The organism is Streptomyces sp. CB02959 (assembly GCF_002803155.1).
Lineage (GTDB): Bacteria > Actinomycetota > Actinomycetes > Streptomycetales > Streptomycetaceae > Streptomyces.
On the sequence record NZ_NNBP01000034.1, the window covers coordinates 77076 to 100340 of the forward strand.

Genomic DNA, 23265 nt, shown 5'->3' on the forward strand with positions numbered 1-23265 from the left:
CCGGGCGTTGATGATGGCCCCGCTGGTGCGCATCCTGCCCCGGTCACTGCACGGCCGACTCAGGAGTGAGGGCGTTGTCGATGTTGTCCTCGACCCACGAGCGGAGGGCGTTGAGCGGGATCGCGGCGCTCTGTCCGAGGGGGGTGAGCGCGTATTCGACGTGCAGGGGGACGGCGGGATAGATCGTGCGGTCGAGGATGCCGAAGTCCTCCAGGCGGCGGAGCGTCTGGGTGAGCACCTTGGGGCTGACGCCCTGGAGCCTGCGCTGGAGTTCTCCGAAGCGCAGGGGCCCGTCCTCGAGGGCGCCGATGGCCAGCGCGGACCACTTGTTGGCGAGCAGGTCGAGCAGGGCTCGGCAGGGGCACTGGGCGGCGTAGACGTCGTGGTGCGCGTGCTGGCCGCTGGGGCAGGTGGTCGTCATGCTCGCATTCCTCACCAGGACACTTCCCATTGGGAAGTACTAGACCTTGAAGGTAACTATACCCCTGGGGATAGCGTCGCCGACGTCAATAGGAGGACCCGCCGAGGTCCTTCTACACAGTGGCTTTTCAGGAGATGACGCATGTCCGCAGACACGATGCGCGCGGTGGTCCAGGACGGCTTCGGAGGACCGGAGGTGCTGCGGATCCAGCAGGTACCGCGCCCGGCGCCGCTCCCCACCGAGGTGCTGGTTCGGGTGCACGCGGCCGGGATCAACCCAGTGGACTGGAAGACCCGCGGCGGCGCCGGTATGGCCGGCCTGCTGGGTGAGCCGCCGTTCACCCTGGGCTGGGACGTGTCGGGGGTGGTGGAGGAGGTCGGCTTCGGTGTCACCACACTGAAGGCCGGCGACGAGGTGTACGGCATGCCGTGGTTCCCGCGCGTCGCGAACGCCTACGCCGAGTACGTGACCGCCCCGGCCCGGCAGTTCGCCCGCAGGCCCGCCACCCTCGACCACGTGCACGCCGCCGCCGTGCCACTGGCGGCGCTGACCGCCTGGCAGGCCGTGGTCGACACCGCTCACCTGCAGGCCGGCCAGCGCGTCCTGGTCACCGCCGCCGCCGGCGGGGTCGGCCACTTCGCGGTCCAGTTCGCCCGGCACCTGGGCGCCCACGTGATCGCCACCGCCAGCACCGCCCGCCACCCCTGGCTCAAGGAGCTCGGCGCCAACGAGACCATCGACTACACCACCACCCGTTTCGAGGACGCCGTCGTCGACGTCGATGTCGTCATCGACCTGGTGGGCGATGCCCACGACCGGACCAGCACCCGCTCGCTGAAGGTCCTGCGCCCCGGTGGCCTGCTGGTCGCGATCCCCGCCGGTGTCTCCCCGGAGCTGGCCCAGGCCGCCGAGGCGGCCGACGTGCGGGTCACCCCGTTCCTGGTCGAGCCGGACGGTGCCGGGCTGACGATGATCGCGGACCTGATCGATGCGGGCCGTGTCGCCGTGGAGGTGGAGGAGACCTTCCCACTGGAGCAGGCGGGCGTGGCCCACGCTCGCGGCGAGGCCGGCCGCACCCGCGGCAAGCTCGTCCTCACCGTCGTCAACTGACCACCCCGACGCGAACTTTGGAGTCGCACATGTACTACGAGATCCGTCGTTACCAGGCGCAGCCCGGACGCCGCAAGGAGTGGGTGCGCTACATGGAAGACGTGGTCATCCCGTTCCAGGCCACGCTGGGCATGGATGTGACCGGCTCCTTCGTCGATGACGAGGACGAGGACGGCTACGTGTGGATCCGCCGGTTCGAGGACGAGGCCCAGAGCGAGGCCCTGTACGCGGCCGTCTACGACCACGACCGCTGGAAGAACGAGATCGGCCCGGCTGTCTACAGCCTGCTGATCCCTGAGAAGACCGTCGTCACCCGCGTGATCCCCACCCCCGCCTCACCACTGCGGTGACCCGGCCACACCGCTTGCGCCCGGAACGGCGCCACCCGCACAGCACAGCCACAAAGGGACCACCCATGAGCACCGACACACCCGCAATGACCTCCCCCGCCTCCTCGATCACCCAGGCCGCAGCAGGTGCACTGATCGCAGCGGTGCACACGGCCGCCGCCCGGATCGGCTTCACGGCGGCTGTCGCCGTCACCGACCCGGGCGGGCACCTCAAGGCGTTCGACCGCGCCGATGACGCACCCTTCCTCACCACCGAGGTCGCCGTCGACAAAGCCTGGACCGCAGCCTCCTTCCACACCCCCACCCACGCGTGGAACGACTACCTCGCCAATCCGCGCATAGCGCCGCTGGGCGGCCACCCGCGTCTGATGGCGGTTGGCGGCGGCTACCCGATCACCATCAACGGCCAGTGCGTCGGAGGTCTCGGAATCTCCGGCGGCAGCTACGAGCAGGACCAACAGGCCGCCGAAGAGGCCCTGGTCGCCCTCGGGTTCGAGGTTCCCGCCCGCTGACCGCCCGGCCCGCACAACCCGCCACCGCAGCCGTCGAAGGCGGACCGTACGGCTTTCAGCACTCAGAGATCACCCCGCTGCCCCTCGCTTACCTCGACCGGACCTCGTGTGGCCCCCGTCCGCAGATCAGCGTGGTCTACCCGGGGGCGTCAGCGAGGAAGGACATCAGGTCGCGGGGGCGCTCGAAGGTCGCTGCGGCGGCGGGCTGAAGGGCAGCTTCGAGCCCAGCACCGGCGGGTACCGGCGACGGCGACAGCCGGTCAGCGATGGAGATCCGGTCGGCCTCGTGCAAGTACCGGGACGGACCTGAAGGCGGCCTGCTCCCTCCCGACATGCGGGAGTGGCTGCCGCAGGAGCATCTGGCCTGGTTCGTCCTGGATGCTGTGGCCGCGCTCTCGGATGGTTGCCGGGAGAGGTTGCGCTCGTCGTACAGGTTGGGCGGTTCTGGACGGCAGGCGTACGACCCGGAGATGCTGCTGGCCTTGCTGATCTACGCCTATGCAAACGGAGTGCGCTCGTCGCGAAAGATGGAGCGGCTGTGCGCCACCGATGTCGCCTTCAAGGTGATCTGTGGGCTGCACGGGCCGGATCACACCACCATCGCCCGGTTCCGCGCCGATCGGCTTGGACTGGTGGAAGAGCTATCTGGTGAAGTACTGCAGCTGTGCGCACGGGCCGGGCTCGGACGGCTGGGCGAAGTGGCGCTGGACGGCACGAAGATCGCGGCCAACGCTTCACTGCAGGCCACCCACGGGCGCGAGTGGTTCGCTAAGCAGGCACGGGAGTTGCTGGAGCAGGCCGAACGAGCCGATGCCGAGGAAGACGCGCAGTTCGGGTCGGCCAGGGGCGATGAACTGCCCGCCGGGCTGGGACGGCGGGTCGAACGGCTGGCCCGGCTCCGACGTGGGATCGCGGAGATCGAGGCGGAGGAAGCCACTCGCGCCGAGGCTACGCGGCAGGTCGGCGAACGCACCGAGGAACTTTTGCGTGGCGGCCGGTTGGCGGGGCGGGCGGCGCTTCGGGTACGCCGGAACATGGACCGCCGGGTCTGGCTTGAGGTGCGGCTGGAGGCGATCGGAGCACAGATCGAGCGGGCCGGACAACGACTGGATGGCGAACGCCAGGCGTGGGAGCAATCTCGGGCCGAGGGTAGGCCGCTGACTCCGCAAGCGTTCAGGATCGCCGATGCCCGCAAGTACCTGCGTCGCAGACTGGCTGCGTTCGCCGCGGTGTGGCAGGAGCTGGAGGAGCACGCACCCGGTTGCGGGACGGCGCAGACGCTTCCCGAAGTGCCGGACGGCGCGAGCGGGCAGCACCGGCAGGAGACGCAGACGGCAAAGGTAAAGCGCAATGCCACCGACCCCGACAGCCGGGTCATGCCAGTGCGGCACGGCGGCTGGGTGCAGGGATACAACGTGCTGGTGGTCACGCTGGGGGACGGGGTAATCGCCGGAATCGAGGCGACCAACGACCTCCTTGACATTCACCAGTTGGCGCCGATGCTCGCCCGCCTGCGACACATCGCACCACTCATCGTGACAACCGTCCCGCCGCCCCGACGAACCAACCCGTGCGCTGGCCTGCCAGTTCAACACACGGCTTTCTGGTGAACCCCATGCAGTCCTGGCCGGACGATGCCATGTCGATCGTGAAGCCGGACAAGTTCGTCACGCAATGCGCGTCGGGTATGATCAACTCCTGCTCCGTGCTGGCACTGTGGGTTTCGGTGATGCTGATGGAAGCTGGCTACCTCAGCTCGGAGAACCTCACTCTGCCCGGGCCGAACCGGCTTATCGCCACAGGCAAACACCGCTCACTCCAGCAACGCGCCGCCGCCGAGCCAGCCCAAGGTCCGCCCCCGCCCAACGCCGACCCGATCCGCGCCATGGACCACCGGCTGCGTACCCCACAAGGCGCGGCCGCCTACCGTCGCCGCGGCCCGATCGCAGAGACCCCCAACGCCTGGCTCAAGGACATCACCGGGTTGCGACGCTTCGCACGACGAGGCTTGAAGGCCGTCCAGGATGAGTCACTGCTGGCAGCCATGACGCTCAACCTACTGACCATGTTCCGCACCGCACCCGACTCCCTGCAGCACAGGGCCTGGATCGCAGCCGGGTAGCAGGCAGGGCGGGCCACCCTGCCCAGGGGGCCCGGACTCTTCCATGCCCCGCAGGAGCAGGCGAATTCGCAACAGGCCCAGTTGGCCGTTTTATGAACCCAGCACCTTTGGTGGCGAGTTTCCGGGAAGACCTCGTTGATCGCGTTCCAGAACCCGAGGGCTCCGTCACCGACGGCGAGGACGGGAGTGCGCATGCCCCGCCGTCGGCAGTCCCGCAGCAGTCCGGCCCAGGACTCCGACGACTCCCGGTAGCTGTCGGCCATCGCGACGAGCTCTTTGGTGCCGTCCGCACGGACACCCATCACAACCAGGACCGCAGCCTTCGCCTCCTCCAGACGTATGCGCAGGTGAATGCCATCGGCCCACACATAGACGTAGTCCGCGGCAGACAGGTCGCGCTCGCCGAACGCCTTGTGGTCGGCCTGCCACTGGGCGGTCAGCCGGGTCACGGTGGCCGGGGACAGCCCGGCCGAGGAGCCGAGGAACTGTTCAAGCGTGGGCACGAAGTCGCCGGACGACAGGCCATGCAGGTAGAGCAGCGGCAGCACCTCGCTGATCTTCGGGGACTTCCGGGCCCAGGGCGGCAGGATCGCCGAACTGAACCGCTTGCGCTCACCAGTTGCCTCATCGACGCGCTTGTCGTTGACGCGCGGGGCCCTCACCTCGACCGTCCCGGCCGCGGTGGTCACCTTCCCTCGGCTGGTGATAGCCGTTGCGGACTACCAGACGACGCCCGCTCTCGCCTCGCTGGTCGGCCAACTCGAATATGTAGGAGTTGACTTCGACCTCCAGCGCGGCGGCCAGCACCCGCCTCGCACCTTCCCGGACGATCTCGTCGATGAGGGAGGAGCCGTCGGTGGTGGTGCCGTCGGAGTTGACTACGCTGAGCGCACAGGCGTGCCTTCCCGACCCGCGCGCCAACGCGGGCCTCACTCGATACCAGTCGATCGATCACTCGGGAAGGTACGCCCTTCCGAGCCGATCCACAGGATCTGAGCATTGCTCTTCTCATCCCATCCCAACGCGATCCCAGCACGGTAGGGATGAGCAGGGGTGATGACAGGTGGTGAGGGGTCAGCTATCCCAGCACGGGAAAAAAACAAAGGACCCGACTCCGAAGAGCCGGGCCCCTTCTGACCCGCATGTTTGCCAGATCCGCGACGTGGTGATAGGTCAGCCGCTACACATCGAAGCGGAACTCCACCACGTCTGCGTCCTGCATAACGTAGCCCTTACTCTCCATACGGGTCTCGCCCTTGGCTCGGCATCGGCGACCGAGTCGGCCTCGACCAGGCGCCAGCGAAGGAGACTTAATGGAGCCCTTCTGGACATCGGTGCGGATCACGCCAGCCGCCTCGGAGCCGTGGCCACAGGAGACGGCCAAGTTGCACGCGTAAAGGGTCTGCTTCACACCGTTCCGATGCACAAGCGAGCCATACGTCTGCTCCGGGGAACTGCCGACGACCTCCAAGAAGGAGACCGCTGCTCGAACTCTCCTCGGGCTCACGCCTCGGCCGTGAAACCGCCGAAACCCGCCCAACCAGAGGCACACCGTACGGTCTGCAGACCGCCAGCCTTGGCGACATCCGCGACCAATACGCAGAGGCGCACCGGAGCAAGTAATCCGCTACCGGAATCACGGAGGCGAGCTGCCTGCCAACCCGTCCGAGGATGGGTCGGCAGGCAGCTTTTCCGTACCTGACCACTCGTCAGAACGTGCGTCGAACACGCGCCGCGTGCGTCAAACGTGCGTCAAGATATCGCCCGTAACGCCCACAGCGTGCATAACGCACATCACCTAAAACAGCAGGTCAGGAGCCCTTCCCGGCAGACTCAAGGATCGCCACGCACTCCACATGATGCGTCATCGGGGAGGTGTGCAGTTTGACCCTGTCCAGGAAACATGCAGGTCAGACGCGGTTTCGAGGGCGGAATCCAGCTCCTTGGAGAGCCTCGTGCGTCAGACGTGCGTCACCAGGCCGTTGCCGCTGGGAGGAGTCGCGACAGCCGCGCTGCGCCTCGCGCCCGGCTGACCGACACCCCGGCTCGCCCGACACCCGCGCCGCGAATCCCGTGGGTGGCGAGGCCCTGCAGCCAGGGCGGCAGGGCGCCGCGGTCCCCCTGCTCGCGGGCGCGAGTACGCCACGCAGTCAGGAACGTATCGGACGTGATCATGTTCCACGTACTTCACGCCCGCTTCTGGCGCGCGGCGAAAACGGCCGAGAGGAGGTGTCGCGCGGCGGTTCAGTCCGCCTGCAGCGCGAGCATGGGTGACGTCTTCGCCGTGCGGGAGGCCGGCAGGACGGACGCTGCCAGTGCGAGGATCAGCGCGACCGCGACCACGAGGGTGAGCTGGCCGTAGGGGATCGTGGGAATGCTGAGGTCGGGCAGCGCACCGAGGAGCAGGGTGCCGTAGAGCGCGCCCAGGGCGGTGCCCGGGACAGCCGCGTACAGGCCCAGCAGTCCGGCCTCCCAGGCCAGTACGGAGCGCAGCCGCGAACCGCGCATGCCCACAGCGCGCAGTACGCCGTTCTCACGGGTGCGTTCCATAACGGACAGGGTCAGTGTGACCGCGACGCCGACGAGCGAGACCAGAACGGTGATGCCGACCAGGCCCAGGGCCATGATCTGTAGGTCGCCGATCGACTGCCGGGTGGTGATGCGGTCCTCGCCTGTGTAGGTGAGGTGCAGCGCGGGGTCGAGCGGCAGGACACGGTCCAGGGGGCCGCGCAGGGACGCCGGGGCGGCCCGGTCGGTGGCGTTGGCGTACAGGGATCGTACGGGTGCGTGGGGAGCCAGCTTCGCGAAGTCCTGTGGGAGGAGGGCGATATCACCGAGGGCGGGGTTGTTCGCGGGATGGATCCGGGCCGCCTGGGCGCTGATCGTCTTGCCGTCGGCCGTGCGCACGGAGATCCTCTCGCCGGTCTGGACGCCGAGAGCCGCCGCCGTGGTCGTGGACAGGCTGGCCTGTCCGGGCCGCAGCGTTCCCCGGTCAGGGCCGGGGACGGTGCCGGTGAGCAGTTCGGGCACCGCGCTCGGGTCGATGCCGTGGATCTCGTAGTCGCGGTAGTGGCCCCTGGGCCCGGCGGCCGAGCCGTCGGCAACGGTGACGGGTACCACGGCGCCGGTCTCGGGCAGCGCCCGGACGTCTCTCACCACGTCCGCGGTGAGAGCCGACTTCCCCGTCCGCGGAACGTCGATCACCACGTCGGCCGGGTCACGCGCCGCCAGCCGCCGGTCCATGCCGTTCTGCACGGAGGTCAGCGTCACGAGCACCGCGGCGACCATGCTGATGCCCAGCATCAGGACCGCCGCACAGGCCGCGCTGCGGCGTCCGGCGCGGCCGAGGTTGCGCAGCGCCAGCGCGCCGTCCAGCCCGGCCACCGCCCGTACGGGCCGGTGCGCGGCGCGCACCGTGGCGCGCAGCAGCGTGGGCCCGAGGGCGAGGAAGCACCCGAACAGGGCGATTCCCGAGGCGACGGAGCCGATGGCCGCCGCGCCGGAGTCCGCGCCGCCGCCGAACTCGGCCGCCGTGCCGAGCAGCAGCGCAGCGGCCAGGCAGAGCATCCCGGTCAGCGTGCGCACCCGGCCGGTCCGGTCCGGAGCGTTGCGGGTCGCCGCGCTGGACAGCGCGGTCACCGGCGGAATGCGTGCCGCCGCCCAGGCCGCCGGTGTGGCTGCGCCGACGGCGGCCAGCACCGAGACGAGCAAACAGCCGATCAGGGTCGGCACCGGCAGCTGCGGGCCCGGCAGACCGCTGAGTGCGGTGACAGCGGCGGCGCAGCCGACGGCCGCACCGACCCCGAGCACTCCGGCGACCAGCCCGGCGAGCGCCGCCTCCGTCAGCACGGAACACATCACCTGCGCCGGGCGAGCGCCGATGCAGCGCAGGAGGGCCAGCCGCTTCTGGTCTCGGGCGAGCAGCACCCGGAACGTCGTGGAGACGATCACGGTTCCGGCCAGCAGCGCCACCACGACGAAGGCGGTGAGCAGCGTGGACAGTGCGCCGAGGGAGCCCCTCTCACTCCCCTTCGCGCGTATCTCGGCACCGGTCCAGGGGGTGAAGCCCGCGCCCAACTCCTTGCCTGCCATGGCCTTCACCTCGGCGGCGGGGCGGTCGTCGGCGCGCAGCAGCGCCTGCTGCCAGCCTTTGGTGCCCAGCCATGTGCGGGCGTTCGAGGGGGTGGTGAACACCCCGGTCGCCAGGTCCTGGGGCGCCTGCACGACGGCTGTGATCGTCACGGTTCGCGGTGCGCGGTGCCGGGTCACGGAGGTGAGCCAGGATTCCTGCGGCACCAGGGTGATCCGGCTGCCGACGCCCAGCCCCCGGCGCTCGCCCATCGCCTTGGTCACCGCTACTTCTCCGGGCCGCTCGGGCAGGGCGCCGCGCACTGGGCGGACGATGGCCTGCGCCCCTGTCAGCGCCGTACCGATCAGCGGGTACGGGTCACGGCCGGCGCCTTCGACGAGTGCCTCGCCCCTGGCGACCGGCTGGGCCTCGGTCACCCCCGGAAGGCTGGTCAGCCGCGCCAGCCGTGCGTCGTCCAGCAGGTGCTCGCCGTCAGTACCGACGACCACGCTCGTGCCCGCCGCCACGGTCGACAGGGTGTCCCCCAACTGCCGCTCCAGCGTGGCGGTGAAGACTGTGGAAGCGGCGAGGAAGAAGGCCGTCACGATCAGTGTGCAGCCGGTGAGAAGCAGCCTGGACGGCCGCTGCCCGATCCTGCGCACGGTCGCCGAGACCAGTCCCGATGCCGGTGTCGTCATCGTCATCAACCCCTCAGCTTCTGCAGGGCATTGAGGACGGTCTCGGGCGTGGGCGCGTCGAGGCTGCCGCCGACCCGGCCGTCGAGCAGCAGCACGACCCGGTCGGCGTACGCGGCGGCGGTCGGGTCATGGGTCACCATGACGACGGTCTGGCCGAACTCGCGTGTGGAGTAACGCAGGAACTCCAGTACGTCGCGGCCCGACGCGGCGTCCAGATTGCCGGTGGGCTCGTCGGCGAAGACTACGGCCGGCCGGGCCGCCAACGCCCTTGCGATTCCGATGCGCTGCTGCTGGCCACCCGACAACTCCGAGGGCTTACGGTCCAGTTGGTCGCCGATCTGCAGTGCACCCACGACCGTGTCCAGCCAGTCGCGGTCGGGACGGCGACCCGCGATCTCCAACGGCAGCAGGATGTTCTCCGAGCCGTTCAGCTCCGGCAGCAGGTGGTACTGCTGGAAGACGAAGCCGATACGATCGCGCCGCAGGTCCGTACGTTGCCGTTCGGACAGTGCGGTGATCTCGGTGTCCTCGATGGTGATCGTCCCGGAGGTCGGCCGGTCAAGGCCGGCCAGGCAGTGCATCAGGGTGGACTTCCCGGAGCCGGAGGGTCCCATGATCGCCATGAATCGGCCCTGGGCGATCCCCAGATCGATCCCCCGCAGAGCATGCACCGTCGCTGTCGCGCCGCTGCCGGCCGCCCCGGGTCCGTACACCTTGGTGACGCCGGCGGCGCGGATCGTCGTAGGAGTAAGCAGGTTCGCGGTCATCGGATCAGTTCTGAACGCTGACGTTGCACGACAGGTTGCCCTTGGCGTCGGGCTTCTTCTCTTCCTTCAGTTTGCCGTCGACATAGATGCGGCAGACCGTGCCGGGGGCCGCGTGGTTGACCGAGACGCTGTTGAAGCCGTAGCCGACGTTCTGTGTCTTGGTCCAGGGCAGTTGCGCCCCGGTGTCGTGCTTCGGCTCGGTCTCACCGGAGAAGTTGTAGTCGACGCCGGCACTCCCCTTTCCGGTCACCTCCAGCTTGACGTCCCAGCTGTCGCCGAACAGGCCGCACCCGGCGAGCGACAGGGCTGCCACAGCCGAGGCGCCCGCCAGCAGCACGGACTTGACGTAGGCACGAGACGTGCGGGATTTCATGGCATTGGCCTGCACTACAACTCCTTGTGATGGGCCGTCGTTGGGTGTGCCCCAGTCTGGACCGCGGCCCACGGGTCCCGGTGCGGTCGAAAGACGGTATTCGGCAAAGCCGCATCGGCCGAAAGTACGTATGCGGCCGGCTCATATCCGGTCGGGGGCGCTCCGCAGAAGGCGAGGCTAGGTCCATGTGCGGCTCCCTCCAACTGAGGGGTACCGCCTCCGGGCCGAACGGCCGTCTATCCTTCGCGCCATGTTCCCACTGCGCCCGCGCTCCGCCCCGGGGTCCCTCGCCATGGCTGGTCCCTGCGCTCTGCTCCTGCTCCTGGACGGGGCAGTGGTCAGCCGCAGTGGCCTCGGCGCGGCGTTCCTCGCGAGCGGCGCCGTGGTGTCGGGCCTGGCCGCCGGGACGCTGTACGCGTACCGGGCCGGACGGGAATGGCCGGCCGCGGCACTGGCCGCCACCGCCGCGACTGTCTCGCTGCTGATGACCTCGCTGGTGGAACGTACGGTGCTGCAGCGCACCCCCGGTTGGGCCGAACTCCTCGGACTGCTGGTGCTGTTGTGTCTGACCTGCCGGTATGGACGGCGGTTGCCGCTCATCCTGACGGCGGTGGGGCTGTTCGTGGCGGTGGTGCGCATGCAGGGCCGGGCTCCGGCGCTGACGGACCTGCCCGTGCTCGACCGGATCGACGGGCTGTTCACGCTGCTGCCGATCGGCTTCGCGCTGCTGGGCGGCTATCTGCGGGCAGAGGACGGCAGACGCCGGGCCGCCACCGAGCGGGTGCGCCAGTCCGAACGCCTCGATCTCGCTCGCGACCTGCACGACCACGTGGCCCACTACGTCACGGCCATGGTCGTCCAGGCCCAGGCCGGAGAGCACACCGTGGAGCGCGATCCGGGTACGGCGCGGGAGCTGTTCGCGAACATCGAGAGGACTGGCCAGGACGGGCTGGTGGCGATGAGCCGTATGGTCCGGCTGCTGCGGGACACCGGCGACGCGGGGGCGGCACCGGTCGCACCCGCCATGACGACGGTCGAGGCGCTGGTGCACCGCTTCTCCAGCCCCGGGCAGCACGCCTGGCTGAACGTGGCCGACGGGGTGGACAGCTCCACCTGGTCGCCGCAACTCGCCAAATCCGTCGAGCGATTGGTGCAGGAAGGTCTTACCAACATCCGCAAACACGCCCGCACGGCCACCACCGTGCATGTCCTGCTGGCCACCGAGGGGGACCGGCTCGTCGTCCGCGTGCGCGACGACGCGGCCCGGTCACAGCGCGGCCGGATGCGGTTCGGTCCGAGCGGCTTCGGCCTGGTCGGCCTCACCGAGCGGGTGGCCGAACTGGGCGGTGAGCTCACCAGCGGGCCGATGCCCGAGGGCGGCTGGGAACTGGCGGCCTCCATTCCCATGAGGTGACATACTCCGCCACCAGGACCCTTTCGCGTCCAGCATTCCATGGACACCGGCTACCGCACCAGCGGTCCGTTCATCCTTCATGGCGTGGTCGCGCCCTGCCCGGTCGGCGGTCAGGGCGGTCAGGCCCAGGATCGCCGGCCCACAGCCGGCGAGGCGGTGGCCGCACGGCCCGGCATCCGGTTCGGGGCCGATCGACCACACGCTCCTCCCTCCGCGGGATAGCCTGGGGGGGGACGGAGCCGGAGGCGTTCGCCCAGCTCAAGCGGGACCTTGCGGTGGTCGTGAGCGCCGAGGCCCTCTTCACCCTCACCGACCTGTGCGGGCTCGGTCCCGACGACGCCGTCGCCAGCGCCGTGCGGACCGCGAGGACACTGACCGGGGCCGCCCTGCGCTGATCTCAACTCAACAGGCAGAATTCGGCAGAGACCTGCCCCGTGAAGCGACGGAGTGAAGAAAGCGCCGTGAGTGTCTCAGTGGTGATCGCCGACGACCAGGAGATGGTGCGGACGGGCTTCCGTCTCATCCTGGAGAGCCAGCCCGACATCCGAGTGGTCGGGGAAGCCGCCGACGGCGTGGAGGCCGTCGAAGCCGTACGCCGACTGCGGCCGGACGTGTGCCTGATGGACATACGTATGCCGAAGCTCGACGGCCTGGAGGCGACGAAACTGGTGCGCCAGGACGCCGGAGGCGCGACATCCGGGACGAAGATCGTCGTCGTCACCACCTTCGACCTCGACGAGTACGTCTACGGCGCACTGCGGGCCGGCGCCAGCGGCTTCGTGGTCAAGAACTCCGGCCCCCGGCTGCTGACCGAGGCCGTGTACGCCGCTGTCAACGGCGACTCCCTCATCTCTCCCTCCGTCACGGTGCGGTTGCTCGAACACCTCGGCAGTTCATCCCCCGCCGACACCAGGGCCGCGGCCGCGAGGCGGCTGACCGCCCAGGAGCTGAAGGTGGTGACACTTGTCGCCCGTGGCCGCACCAACAACGAGATAGCCGAACAATTGACGCTCGCCCTCAGCACCGTCAAGAGCCACCTCAGCCGCATCCAGGACAAACTCCAGGCCCGCAATCGCGTGGAGATCGCGGCGTGGGCCTGGGAACACGGGATCGTGGGCTGAGACCGGGTCGGCGGCCGCACTACAAGGCCGAGCAGGGCAGGCGCGATCTGCTGCACCGGGAAGCCGGAAGCGGTATGTGGCTCAAGCCGCTTCTCCAGCACATCGTGGTCGACGAGGCACAGGATCTGTCTGCCTCACCCTGGCGGATGCTGCGCGCCATGGTGCCCGAGGGACCCGACGACATCTCCCTCGTCGGCGACGCCCACCAGCGGATCTACTCGCACCAGGTGGTCCTGGGACGCCTCGGAACCCGCACCCCGGGCCGCGCCTCCCGGCGTCTCACGCTCAACTACCGCACCACGCGGCAGATCCTGGGCAGCGCGCACGGCCTGGTGGACGGTGAGTCCTTCGACGACCTGGACGACGAACCCGACACCCTCGACGGATACCCATCGGTGCTGACGGGCCTCACCTCGCAGTTCTGGCGGCCCCCCCGACCGGGAAACCGAGATGCGGGCGCTCGCCACCCTGATCCAGGAGTTCCACGACCGGTACGGCACGCCGTACGCGGCGATGGCGGTGTGCGTCCCGGACGGCGCGTCCGCGACCCAGATGGCCGCCGTACTGGGTTCAGCACCGTTCGGCATCCCCGCCGTGGAGATCGGCCGTGACGGGCCCGGCAAGGGCGAGGGAGTACGGATCGGCACCATGTACCGCTTCAAGGGGCTGGAGTTCCAGCGAGTGTTCCTGGCCTCCGTGGGCGAGGGCCAGGTCCCGCACCAGCGTATCGAGACCTTCCGGCTCACCGATCCTCCGCGTTGCCAGCGGGAGCAGAAGCGCTCACGGCCGCGGACCTTGCAGGTCAGCTCCGACAGCGCGTCGAACCCTTCACCTTGCTGGAAGAAGTGGAACGCCGACTCCGACGCATGACCCACCCCTTCACCGCGGACGAACTTCCCCAGGAAATCCGGTCCACGCGGACGAAGGGCCACCAGTTCCCCCTGGGCCAGTACCGGTTCCTTCTCGCGGATGCGCACTGCTGGGCAAAACTCGACTGGCCCTATGGGCAGCAGGACATGCCCGGCCCCCTCAAAACCGTCGCGGACTACCGCAACGCTCTCGCCCATTGGGCTGTCGACGCACCGGCGGAGGACGCAACCTCGCTCGCCGCGACGCGGCAGTTGTTGAAGCTCCTCAAGGTCATCGATCACGATCCGGGGCCTGGAAACACCAGAGCGTAATGAGCAGGGGCTGACGGCGTTCCGGGTCCTCCGGGACTTCACCCGCCGGAACACCCCCGCAATGTCCGAGCCGACAAGTGGGGCGACGCGCTCCCCGAGAGCACCCTGACGGGTGGAACGGCCGGCGAAGCCGGAGACGGCCCCGCACGAGAGTGGGCGCCTCAGCGCCCACGTGCACTTCTGAAGTCATGGTCATCAGCCATGGAGCCGTTTCCAAGCTGGCGTTGCTGACCGCGAGTTGGACAGTCCTGCGCAAGGGTGAAGCTCCTGGTAGACGGGTTCTCGACCAAGATCACCCGTGTCCGCCAGGAGCTTCGTGTGCTTGCCTATCCGTCCTCGATCGATCTGTCCAGCCGCACTCTGCGGTTCCTGACGGGGCAACCGGCCGTGAGGAGGCAGGAGATCGGGACGCGGTGGCGACGTGTCTCCGCTGCACGCCAGGCCCTGCTCGCCCTGGCTCATCTGCGGTGCGGTGACACCTATGCCCAGCTCGCCGCCGGGTTCGGCATCGGAATCGCAACCGTCTTCCGCTACATACGGGAAACCGTCGAGGTCCTGTCCGCCCCCGCCCCGTCCCTGGCCGAGGCGATGAGGACGATCCGGGCGAAGACGTTCGTCATCCTCGACGGCACCCTGCTGCCGATCGACCGCATCGCCGCCGACACCCCGTACTACTCGGGAAAACACAAACGCCACAGAGTGAACGCCCAGGTCCTCACCGATCCGTTCGGCCGTCCGCTGTGGGCCTCGCCCGCACTGCCCGGCTCGACCCACGACCTCACCGCCGCCAGGCGGCACGGGATCACCGAAGCCCTTGCCGACGCAGGACTCAAATGCTGGGCCGACAAGGCGTATCAAGGCGCCGGCGCGCCCGTCCGGGTTCCGTTCCGAGGCCGCCGTCTCAAGCGATGGAAGCGCCGCCACAACACCACCCACACCAAGAACCGCTGCGTCGGTGAGCAGACCATGGCCACCCTCAAGGACTGACGTCTCCTTCGGAAGCTTCGCTGCAGCACGAACCGCATCACCGACGTCATGAAAGCCGTCCTGGTCCTTCACCACGCATCAGCCTGAGGTTGGAAAACGCTCACTGATCAGCCTGATCGTCGCGGTGGTCATGATGGTCTTGATGGAAAAGCACGCGGGTCCCTTCGCTCCGCCTCCTGAACCCACACCGTGGAACCCACAGTCGCCCGAAGAGCAGCCGTGGCCGTTTCCATCCGCCTCTCCGACGTACGCTCCCAGCTCCTGGGACACAGCGCCATCGGGGCCCTCGCCAACGCACTGAGCCCTTGGTGCCACCGGCAGGAGCATGGGTGAGCAACTGACGAATTCCGCCCTACCGTGCCACGCCGAGGACCACTTCAGCCCAAGAACCGGGCAGCTGACGGATGCTGCGGACCGTGCCTGGCCGACGGACTGCCCGCGGCCAAGCCGGCTCGGGCCGCCAAGGCGGACTACCGGAGGCGCGGATGCGAGAAGGCCGCGGCGGAGGCTTTCAACCGGCGGGGCCGGGAGGTGCGCTGGAGTGCCCAGGTACAGGCCCGCCTGGCGGGCGATGGTCGTGCTGGAGCAGTCCCTGGCCGCATGCTTCCGCAGCGCAGACAGCCGACAGTCCGCGGTTCAGCAGGTGGCGGTTGTGGGCGGGCAGGTACGGTGCCGGACCCAAGCGGCACCGGCAGCGACGGCGCCGATCATTCCGACCAGCGCGACCGGGATGGTGAAGAGGAGCTGGAAGTATCCCACCACGTATGCCCCGAAGATCCCGATCCCGCCGCCCAGCAGGGCCGCCGCCACGAGGATGACCGGGAGGGCCTTGGTGAGGGCCCGCATGGTCGCCTCGCGTGCGGGGTCGCGGGGAAGCCGCAGGCTCTCGTCCACGGCGCGCCGGATGAAGAAGAACGCGGTGAGCAGGCATGCGACCCAGCCCACCCACATCAACGGAACGCCGGCATTGGGGAACTTGCGCACCTCCCGCAGCACATGCCCGTCGAGCGTGGTGACCGCTGATTCGCTGCTGGGGTCGAGGAAGTGGGACCAGGACACCCACCAGAAGAGGAGCGCGGCAAGGGCGGGTATCGCGGCGCCCGTGGCCGCCGCGAGGGCTGTCTCCTTCAGGCGTCGGCGGGTGGGCAGCAGACCGCGTTCGGATGCCCAGGAGGTGGCCAGCGCCTCGATGTCGCCGCCGATGTAGTCGGTGGCCGACCGGCCGTCGAGGGCGGCGGCGGTCAGGTCGGCGGCCAGTTCTTCGGCCATCTCATCGGCCTCGTCCTGTTCGATCCCGAGGCGGTGCCATGTCTCCATGGCCTGGTGTATCGCATCCTCGACCGTCGGCGTCATGATTCCTCCCGTGCAGGCTGGGTGACTATGGAGTCGATGCTCGTAGCGAATTCACTCCAGTCGCGACTCCAAGACCGGAGAAGCCGCATGCCTGCTTCGCTGGGCCTGTAGTAGGTCCGGGCAGGGCCCCCGCCTCCACTGCGGCGTTCGACCTCGACCAGCTCGCGCTTGCGCAGGCGCGCCAGCGCCGGGTAGATCGATCCGTCCGCGACGTCGAGCCCGGCCTCGGCGAGCCGGACCGTCAACTCGTACCCGTAGACCGGGGATTCCGCCATCAGGGCCAGCAGGCACATGTCCAGGACCCCTCGCAGCCACTGGGCACGTGGGGTGGATGTCTCCTCCATGAGCCAGTACCTTACACAGCAAGACTCATGCACTACAAGCTAGTGCAGCGCAAGGTAGTGCAGGCTTCCGCGGGGCCGGTTCCGCGCCGGAGGCGGAGAGTGCGGAGTACGCGGTTCACGGCTCACGGCTCACGGCTTCCTCCCTTGAGCCTCCCTACCCCCAAGGCACCTGACCTGGGCCTTTGCCCGTCAGGCGCCCATGGCTCGGCCATGCCCCGCGGAAGCCGCCCGCCGGCGGCCACGGCACGCCGGGCAGGGCCGACCGCCCCGGCCCTTATCGGCGGGCGGGGTCCGGCTGCGGCGCGCGCCGCTTGGTGGCCTGGTAGCCGATCGTGAGGATCGTGCACCACACGGCCCATACGTACAGTCCGAGGCGGGTGTCGCTGGAGGCGGCCATCAGCACGATCACGAAGGCGAGCGCGGCGAGGGCGATCCAGTTGGTGACCGGGGCGCCGGGCATCCGGAAGTCGACGGCGGGCAGGAGCCCGGCGCGCGCCCTGGACCGGTAGCGCAGGTGCGCGACGAGGATCACGGCCCAGGTCCACAGGCCGGCGCAGGCGCTGACCGAGGTGACGTAGACGAACGCCTTGTCCGGGGAGACGACGTTGACGACGACGCCGATGGCCATGACGAGGGTGGACAGCACCAGTGCGGGCAGCGGGAGGTGGCGGTTGCTGAGGTTCCGCATGACTTTCGGGGCCTCGCCGTTGACGGCCAGTCCGCGGACCATCCTGCTGGCGGAGTACATGCCGGAGTTGCAGGAGGACAGGGCGGCGGTGAGGACGACGAAGTTCATGATGCCGGCGGCTCCGGGGATGCCGACCTGGGCCAGGACCTGGACGAAGGGGCTGACTCCGGGGGTGTACTTGGTCCAGCTGAGGACGGAGAGCAGGATGACCAGCGCACCGATGTAGAAGACGGCGATACGGACCGGAAGGGTGTTGATCGCCTTGCGGAGCGTCTGCTTGGGGTTCTCCGCCTCGCCTGCGGTGAGGCCGATGAGCTCGATGCCCAGGTAGGCGAAGACGACGCCCTGCATGGCAGCCATCGTCTGCCAGGCGCCGTGTGGCGCGAAGCCGCCGTCGGCCCACAGATGCCGGATCGAGGCGCCCTGTCCGAGGGCAGAGAAGCCGAAGGTCAGTACGCCGACGCCGATCACGATCAGGGCGGTGATCGCCACGACCTTGACGGTCGCGAACCAGAACTCCAGCTCGCCGAAGAGCGCGACGGAGACCAGGTTCGCGACGAAGAGCACGATCAGGGCTCCTGCGGCGGTGGCCCAGACCGGGACGGCGGGCCACCAGTAGGCGATGTAGTGGCCGGCCGCGGTCACCTCGGCCATGCACGCGGCGACCCATGCGGCCCAGTACGACCAGCCGGTGACGAAGCCCGCGAACGGGCCGCAGAACTCGCGTGCGTAGTCGGCGAAACTGCCGGACGTGGGACGGTAGGTGAGGAGTTCCCCCAGCGCGCGCATGACGAAGAAGATGACGATGCCGGCAGCGGCGTAGCACGCCAGCAGGCTCGGCCCGACCTTGGCGATGCCGGTGCTGGAACCGTAGAAGAGCCCGGTGCCGATGGCGCCTCCGATGGCCATCATCTGGATCTGGCGGGCGCTGAGTCCACGCCGGTAGCCCTCATCGGGCGTTACCGTGCCGGCGTCCTCGTCGGCACGGGGTTGCGCAGTCTTCGCTGAGGTCATGGTGGTGCCCTTTCGCTCCACGGCTCGATGCTCCACGAGCCGGTCCTGCCGGGTGGGGCCGACTCCGTCGGCCCCTCTCGTGGCCACCGTCCCGCCCGAGGGAGGTGGCCCAACCCCCGCTCGGGGCGGGCGGCTTGTGTGTCCTATGCGGTGCCGACGGTGCGCAGTACCGCGAGGACGAGGGTGCGGGTCACCGCGACGATCTCGGGGAGGGAGACCTGCTCCCGGGGGCTGTGCGCCAGGCGGACGTCGCCGGGGCCGAACTGGAGGGTGGGAATGTCCGCGGCGGCGTACAGGCGCAGGTCGCTTCCGTAGGGCGCGCCGCGCTCGCGCAGCCGGGGCCCGCCGACCGCGTCGGCGTGCGCGTCCCGGACCAGAGCCCCGAGCGGATGGCCGCTCGGCAACCGGCCGCTCGCGAACCAGCCGCCGGGCCAGCTCACGGTCGCCGGGTGGGCGCGCAGCCACGGGTCGTCCGCGCACGCCTCGGCCACGCAGCTCTCGAAGTCGGCCACCGCGGCGGCCGGTTCCTCGCCGAGCCGGATGCCCAGCCTGCCCTCGGCGACGAGGCGGTCCGGCACACTGCTCGCCCAGTCACCGGCGCGGAGCGTGCCGACGGAGAGCGCGTACGGGATGCGTGACTCCGCCATCAGCGGGTCGACCGCCACGTTGCGCCGGGCTTCCAGCCGGGCGAGCGCCCGATGGAGGGACAGGTATGCGTCGATGGCGCTGACGCCCGCGTCGCGGGTGCTCGCGTGGGTGGCCCGGCCCGGGACCTCGATACGGAAGGTCAGCGCCCCGGCGTTCGCGGTCACCAGCGTGCCGCCGGTCGGTTCGGTGATGAGGCAGGCGTCACCGGTGTGTCCGCGCTGGAGGGTGGCGAAGGCGCCGAGCCCGCCGTCCTCCTCACCGACCACGCAGTGGGCGGCCACCCGGCCGCGCAGCCTGGCCCCGCTCGCGCGGATCGCCGCCAAGGCGGCGAGGTTGGCGACCAGCCCGGCTTTCATGTCGCAGGCGCCACGGGCATGGACGACGTTCCCGGTCACGCGCGGGACGAAGGGGTCGCCGTCCCACTGCCCGGGGTCGCCGGGCGGTACGACGTCGACGTGCCCCTGAAGGATCACGGCCGGTCCGTCATCGCCGCCCGGCGTGGTCGCCACCAGCCCCCACGCCTCGTCGCGCGGTGCTTCGGTCCCGGGGAATCCGGGATGGGCGCGCAGGGCGGGCAGGTCCATGGACCACAGGTCGACGTCGAGACCGAGCCGGTCCAGATGCCCTGCCAGACGGTGCTGCATTTCGGACTCGGCGGCGCTCCCGGTCACGCTGGGGATCACGAGCAGCTCCAGCAGCATCCGGGCGATGGCGTCCTCGTCGATCGCCGCCAGAGCGGCGGACTCCTCGGACTTGAGCAATGCGGTCAATGGTCACTCCCGGCACATCGCGGCTGAGCGGATGGATCCGGATGCTATGTTCGGGCCACTGGCGCAATCAATTGCCATATCTTGCTTACTGGACTCGATTTTTGGCTTAGTACGAGCTGCTGTGGCGTTTTCTTGCGCACACGCAGCGCGTACCCTCCCGCGGAGGTAACGGCGTGGACGCCATAGACGAAGAGATCATCCGTTGCGTTCTGCGGAATGCCCGAAGTACTTATGCCGAGATCGGTGAGGCAGCGGGGCTCTCCGCGCCGGCTGCCAAGCGGCGGCTCGACCGGCTCGTCGCCACGGGGGCGATCCGCGGGTTCACCGCGCTCATCGACACCCAGGCACTGGGCTGGCGGACCGAGGCGTTCGTCGAGGTGTACTGCAAGGGCAACCCCTCGCCCGCCGAACTGCAACGGGACCTGGAGGGGATCCAGGAAGTCGTCGAGGCATGCACGGTCTCCGGCGCGGCGGATGCGATGCTGCACATGCTCGCCCGGGACATCCCGCACCTGGAGCAGGCCATTCAGCGGGTCCGTGAGGCCCCCGTCATCGACCGCACCGAGAGCGTGATCGTGCTGTCCCGTCTGCTCAACAGGCCCCGGTTGTGAGCGGACTTGAGGGACCGCCGCCAGGGGCCTCGTGACGCGCTCAGCGGTCGAAGGTGACCGTCGGCGCGAGTCCCGGCCCACGGTGTTCGGCCTGGATCCGTTCGGCTTCCTGCCGCAGCTCGGCCAGTAGCCGGTCGGCGCTGGCGACCGTGCTGGTGCGCAGCATGGCGACACCGATCTGCCGGGCCAGTGCCCGGCCTTCGATCGGGCGGACAGCAATGTCGTCCCGGGGGCTGCCCAGCCCCAGACGTGGGACGAGGGCGACGCCGATGCCTGCGGCGACGAATCCCTGAAGCACCCCGTAGTCGTCGGTACGCATGACGTGCACGGGCTCGAAGCCCTCCTGGGCGCAGGCCCAGGTGAGCAGGCGGTCGCAGGGGTCCCAGTCGGTGGCGCCCATGATCCAGCCGTCCTCGCGCAGCGCGGTCAGCGGGACGTGTTCCCGTTGGGCCTGCGGGTGGTCGGCAGGCAGCACGAGAAGCAGGGGGTCCTCGAGCAGGGGGTGGACGACGAAGTCCTCCTCCAGGTCGAGGCGGTCACCCGGCTGGGAGAAGACCAGGGCGAGGTGCAGCTCCCGGGAGCGGAGCGCGGCGAGCAGGGTGGGGAGTTCTCCCTCCCGGAGCGTGACATGGACTCCGTGGCCGTGGAGCCTGCGGACCGCCGGCGGGAGAAGCAGCGCGCCGGCCGTGGGGAAGGTGCCGACGCGCAGGGTCGCGGTGCCACGCTGAACCATGCCGCGCACCTCCTGCTGCGCGAGCCGAACGCGTTCCAGCACCGCCTCGGCATGCGGCAACAGCGCCTCCCCGACCTCGGTCAGGGCGGCCCCGCGGGAGCTCCGGTGGAACAGCGGCGCGCCGAAGTGGGATTCGAGGGTGGCGAGATGGTACGTGACCGTCGGCTGGGTGTGGCGAAGCGCGCGTGCGGCGCCGGCGAGGGAACCTTCGCGGGCGATGGCGCGCAGGACCTGGAAATGGCGTAGCTCCAGCATGGGTATTCCGTGGCGGTAGAAGGACTCTGTGGCTACAGAGGCAGGAGAGAGCTATAGAAGAACTCTTGTGCCATCCATAGAAACAGAGTGTTCCTCTCATGGCCGGCTCTTGTGAAGCTGCTCGGCGTGACTCACCGAACCACGCTCGCCGCCCAGCACACCGCCCCCTACGCGGAGGCCGTCCGCACCTACGCCGCACAGGACTGGCTGCGGCTGAACGTCCCCGGCCACTCCGCCGACCTCAGCCGCTTCGGCCCGCTCGCGCAGCTGGTCGGGGCCGCACCGCTGCGTATGGACGTACCGCCGCTCCTGGAGGGCATCGACCTCGGCACCGGCAGCCCGATGACCCAGGCACTCGATCTCGCCGCGCAGGCGTGGGGCGCACGCCGGACGTGGTTCCTCACCAACGGCGCCTCCCAGGGCAACCGGATGGCGACCCTGGTCAGCAGGTCGTTCGGCGAAACGCTGATCGTGCAGCGCAGCGTCCACTCCAGCGTCATCGACGGCCTGGTGCTCTCCGGCCAGAAGGCCGCCTTCGTGCACCCGTCGGTCGACGCCGACCTGGGCATCGCGCACGGGGTGGCCCCGGCCGACCTCACCCGGACCCTCGCCGCGAACCCGACGGCGGCGGCCGCCTATGTGGTGACGCCGAGCTACTTCGGCGCGGTCGCCGACGTACGCGCCCTGGCCGACGTGGCCCACGCCGCCGGCATTCCGCTCATCGTCGACGAGGCATGGGGATCGCACTTCGGCTTCCACCCCGGCCTGCCCGCGAACGCCCTCGCGCAGGGAGCCGACATCGTCATCTCCAGCACGCACAAACTGGCCGGCAGCCTCACCCAGTCCGCGATGCTGCACCTCGGCGAGGGGCCGTTCGCCGACACTCTGGAGCCACTGGTCCAGCGGGTCTTCAACCTGACCCAGTCCACCAGCGCCAGCGCCCTGCTGCTGACCTCCCTCGACATGGCCCGCCAGGCCCTGGTGACCGGCAAGGACCGGATCAGTGCCTCGCTGGACGCGGCGGCCGAGATACGCTCCCAGATCCGCTCCGCCGGCCGGTTCCGCGTGGTCAGCGACGGGTTCGGGCGCTTCCCCGACATCGTGGACGCCGATCCGCTGCGGGTCACGGTCGACACCCGGGCCGGCGGGATCTCCGGCCACGAGGCCCGGCGCCGTCTGATGCACGACCACCGCATCATGGTGGAGGTCGCCACCGACTCGGCGATCGTCGCCGTGGTCGGCGCGGGGTCGGGGCCGGACACCCGGCGCTTCCTCCGCGCCCTGCATGCCCTCCCGGCCCCGCTCGGCGAACGGGCTCCGGCGAGCCGGTTGCGGCTGCCCGCCCCCGGGCCGGTCGCGCTGACCACCCGCACGGCATTCCTCACGCCCAGCCGCAGCGTCCCGGCCCACGAGGCCATCGGGCGGGTGTCCGCCGACACGCTCGCCGCATACCCACCCGGTATCCCCAACGTCCTGCCGGGCGAGGTCGTCACCGCCGAACTCGTCGACTTCTTCCACCGCACCGCGGCCGTGCCCAACGGCCATGTGCGGGGCGCCGCCGACCCGGCCGTGACGACGCTGCGCGTGGTGGACGGCGCTGCCGGTGCGTGAGGCGGGTGTCGCCCTTGCGCCACGCGGGCATCGGGACGCGGAGCGGACCGGTCGCCAGGCGGTGGGCGGCGAGCGCGACCGGGCCCACGGCGGTCAGGGCACGGTGATGACGA

20 protein-coding genes and 4 pseudogenes are annotated in these 23265 nt (G+C 69.7%); 13 read left to right on the forward strand and 11 right to left on the reverse strand.

All coding sequences use genetic code 11. From position 1 onward, the window contains the following. Positions 1–43: 43 nt before the first annotated feature. The gene (locus CG747_RS39025) at positions 44–421 is read right to left on the reverse strand and encodes a helix-turn-helix domain-containing protein (protein ID WP_100606624.1); all 378 of its coding nucleotides are present in this window, start codon (positions 419–421) and stop codon (positions 44–46) included. Positions 422–562: 141 nt separating this feature from the next. Here CG747_RS39025 and CG747_RS39030 point away from each other — a divergent pair, with 141 nt between their 5' ends. The 5 genes from CG747_RS39030 to CG747_RS51150 all read left to right on the forward strand — a co-directional run bounded on the left by CG747_RS39030 (position 563) and on the right by CG747_RS51150 (position 4515). Next, positions 563–1531: an NADP-dependent oxidoreductase gene (locus tag CG747_RS39030; RefSeq protein ID WP_100606625.1), complete on the forward strand. Its 969-nt coding sequence runs from the start codon at positions 563–565 to the stop codon at positions 1529–1531. A 29-nt stretch (positions 1532–1560) separates the two neighbouring features. Next, entirely contained in the window at positions 1561–1881 is a 321-nt protein-coding gene (locus tag CG747_RS39035; protein ID WP_100606626.1) for an NIPSNAP family protein, read from the forward strand. Positions 1882–1946: 65 nt separating this feature from the next. Beyond that, the gene (locus CG747_RS39040; RefSeq protein ID WP_100606627.1) at positions 1947–2393 is read left to right on the forward strand and encodes a heme-binding protein; all 447 of its coding nucleotides are present in this window, start codon (positions 1947–1949) and stop codon (positions 2391–2393) included. A 332-nt stretch (positions 2394–2725) separates the two neighbouring features. Then, positions 2726–4003 (forward strand): transposase, encoded by a 1278-nt coding sequence (locus CG747_RS39045; RefSeq protein WP_180985903.1) that lies wholly within the window; start codon positions 2726–2728, stop codon positions 4001–4003. Between the two features lie 275 nt (positions 4004–4278). Next, entirely contained in the window at positions 4279–4515 is a 237-nt protein-coding gene (locus tag CG747_RS51150) for a transposase (RefSeq protein WP_374701874.1), read from the forward strand. Positions 4516–4595: 80 nt separating this feature from the next. Here the strand turns inward: CG747_RS51150 and CG747_RS39055 are convergent. The 5 genes and pseudogenes from CG747_RS39055 to CG747_RS39075 form a co-directional block, all read right to left on the reverse strand. Beyond that, positions 4596–5355, reverse strand: a pseudogene (locus CG747_RS39055) (IS256 family transposase); the annotation flags it as partial. A 340-nt stretch (positions 5356–5695) separates the two neighbouring features. Beyond that, positions 5696–5872: pseudogene (locus CG747_RS50195) on the reverse strand (DUF933 domain-containing protein); the annotation flags it as partial. Between the two features lie 887 nt (positions 5873–6759). Next, positions 6760–9282: an FtsX-like permease family protein gene (locus CG747_RS39065; protein WP_180985904.1), complete on the reverse strand. Its 2523-nt coding sequence runs from the start codon at positions 9280–9282 to the stop codon at positions 6760–6762. 5 nt (positions 9283–9287) lie between these two features. Further along, complete coding sequence (locus CG747_RS39070; RefSeq protein ID WP_100606632.1) at positions 9288–10049, reverse strand: ABC transporter ATP-binding protein; 762 nt, start codon at positions 10047–10049, stop codon at positions 9288–9290. A gap of 4 nt (positions 10050–10053) precedes the next feature. Continuing rightward, positions 10054–10437, reverse strand: a complete 384-nt coding sequence (locus CG747_RS39075; protein WP_100606633.1) for an MmpS family transport accessory protein — start codon at positions 10435–10437, stop codon at positions 10054–10056. A gap of 235 nt (positions 10438–10672) precedes the next feature. On the opposite strand from CG747_RS39075, the gene CG747_RS39080 reads away from it, so the two are divergent. The 6 genes and pseudogenes from CG747_RS39080 to CG747_RS39110 all read left to right on the forward strand — a co-directional run bounded on the left by CG747_RS39080 (position 10673) and on the right by CG747_RS39110 (position 15212). Next, positions 10673–11836 carry a sensor histidine kinase gene (locus CG747_RS39080; protein ID WP_100606634.1) on the forward strand — a complete coding sequence of 388 codons (1164 nt, stop codon included), beginning with the start codon at positions 10673–10675 and terminating at the stop codon, positions 11834–11836. A 497-nt stretch (positions 11837–12333) separates the two neighbouring features. Further along, a complete protein-coding gene (locus tag CG747_RS39090) occupies positions 12334–12957 on the forward strand; it encodes a response regulator (RefSeq protein WP_374701875.1) in 624 nt (207 codons plus the stop codon). 74 nt (positions 12958–13031) lie between these two features. Further along, positions 13032–13169, forward strand: a pseudogene (locus tag CG747_RS51155) (UvrD-helicase domain-containing protein); the annotation flags it as partial. A 238-nt stretch (positions 13170–13407) separates the two neighbouring features. Then, positions 13408–13827 (forward strand): 3'-5' exonuclease, encoded by a 420-nt coding sequence (locus tag CG747_RS39100; protein ID WP_107490339.1) that lies wholly within the window; start codon positions 13408–13410, stop codon positions 13825–13827. Next, on the forward strand, positions 13824–14138 hold the full coding sequence (locus tag CG747_RS39105; RefSeq protein WP_100606637.1) for a hypothetical protein: 315 nt from the start codon (positions 13824–13826) through the stop codon (positions 14136–14138). The genes CG747_RS39100 and CG747_RS39105 overlap by 4 nt, the downstream gene beginning before the upstream one ends. 318 nt (positions 14139–14456) lie before the next feature. Then, positions 14457–15212 (forward strand): annotated as a pseudogene (locus tag CG747_RS39110) (transposase family protein). A gap of 549 nt (positions 15213–15761) precedes the next feature. On the opposite strand, the gene CG747_RS39115 reads toward CG747_RS39110, so the two are convergent. The 4 genes from CG747_RS39115 to CG747_RS39130 all read right to left on the reverse strand — a co-directional run bounded on the left by CG747_RS39115 (position 15762) and on the right by CG747_RS39130 (position 19873). Continuing rightward, positions 15762–16478, reverse strand: coding sequence for a hypothetical protein (locus tag CG747_RS39115; RefSeq protein ID WP_100606638.1), 717 nt, complete (start codon positions 16476–16478; stop codon positions 15762–15764). Beyond that, positions 16475–16822 carry a PadR family transcriptional regulator gene (locus CG747_RS39120; protein ID WP_100602626.1) on the reverse strand — a complete coding sequence of 116 codons (348 nt, stop codon included), beginning with the start codon at positions 16820–16822 and terminating at the stop codon, positions 16475–16477. The genes CG747_RS39115 and CG747_RS39120 overlap by 4 nt, the downstream gene beginning before the upstream one ends. A 274-nt stretch (positions 16823–17096) precedes the next feature. Continuing rightward, positions 17097–18524 (reverse strand): amino acid permease, encoded by a 1428-nt coding sequence (locus CG747_RS39125; protein ID WP_100606646.1) that lies wholly within the window; start codon positions 18522–18524, stop codon positions 17097–17099. Positions 18525–18667: 143 nt separating this feature from the next. Next, positions 18668–19873, reverse strand: coding sequence for an ArgE/DapE family deacylase (locus tag CG747_RS39130; protein WP_100606647.1), 1206 nt, complete (start codon positions 19871–19873; stop codon positions 18668–18670). A gap of 242 nt (positions 19874–20115) precedes the next feature. Between CG747_RS39130 and CG747_RS39135 the strand changes: the two genes are divergently transcribed. Next, the gene (locus CG747_RS39135; RefSeq protein ID WP_083102753.1) at positions 20116–20553 is read left to right on the forward strand and encodes an Lrp/AsnC family transcriptional regulator; all 438 of its coding nucleotides are present in this window, start codon (positions 20116–20118) and stop codon (positions 20551–20553) included. Between the two features lie 40 nt (positions 20554–20593). Here CG747_RS39135 and CG747_RS39140 read toward each other — a convergent pair whose 3' ends face one another. After that, positions 20594–21541: a LysR family transcriptional regulator gene (locus CG747_RS39140; protein ID WP_100606639.1), complete on the reverse strand. Its 948-nt coding sequence runs from the start codon at positions 21539–21541 to the stop codon at positions 20594–20596. Positions 21542–21667: 126 nt separating this feature from the next. Between CG747_RS39140 and CG747_RS39145 the strand changes: the two genes are divergently transcribed. Beyond that, positions 21668–23152 (forward strand): aminotransferase class I/II-fold pyridoxal phosphate-dependent enzyme, encoded by a 1485-nt coding sequence (locus CG747_RS39145; protein ID WP_257981022.1) that lies wholly within the window; start codon positions 21668–21670, stop codon positions 23150–23152. Positions 23153–23265: the final 113 nt, after the last annotated feature.